1 protein-coding gene is annotated in these 725 nt (G+C 40.4%); it reads left to right on the forward strand.

Features of this window, described 5'->3' with window-relative positions; all coding sequences use genetic code 11:
* The coding region (locus GH741_RS21405; protein ID WP_240795589.1) for a PA14 domain-containing protein at positions 1–725 on the forward strand (725 nt) is incomplete at both ends.

Here is a 725-nt window from a genome sequence, read left to right on the forward strand (position 1 = left end):
GGCTCACCATTAGCAACGGTGCCAAAAGATCATTTTTCAGCTAGATTTACGAAAAATATACGTTTGTCAGAAGCAAAAACGTATATCGTAGATGCATCGGCAGATGACGGTGTTCGTGTATCTGTAGATGGTAAGGTTGTTATCGATGGTTGGAATAGTGGACCTAAACAAAAGCAAGCTATTATAGATCTTGAACCAGGGGACCATGCTGTTCAGGTGGAATATTATGAAATACTTCGAGGAGCCTATCTAAAGGTTAATTTGAAGGAAATCGATCAAAAGACCCTGGACACAGCAGAAGTTGGTTATAACTGGGGGTATGGAGGTCCTAGTGGACTGCCAACCGATAATTTTAAGGCAACATTTAATCAAACAAAATCTTTAACTGCAGGAGACTACTTTGTCCAAACGTTTGCAGATGATGGTGTAAAAGTTACTGCCAATAAAGGAACGGCTAGTGAGAAAATCCTAGTTGATCGTTTTACATCATTTACGAACAAGGTCGATCAAACATTCTGGTTGGGTGTGCCAGCTGGTGATCATAAGATTACTACAGATTATCTGGAGCTTGCGAATGAAGCAGCAGTATTTTCTAACGTTGTTCCATTCGGTTCTTGGTTAGCTTACTATTATGACAACACCAGTCTAAAGGGTTTACCAAAGAAGTCTAAGGTAATAGCACCAACAGGTCAGTTTGGGAAACTATCAGAGGATAATGGAACCGG

Source organism: Aquibacillus halophilus, assembly GCF_009649745.1.
Classification (GTDB): Bacteria; Bacillota; Bacilli; order Bacillales; family Amphibacillaceae; genus Aquibacillus; species Aquibacillus halophilus.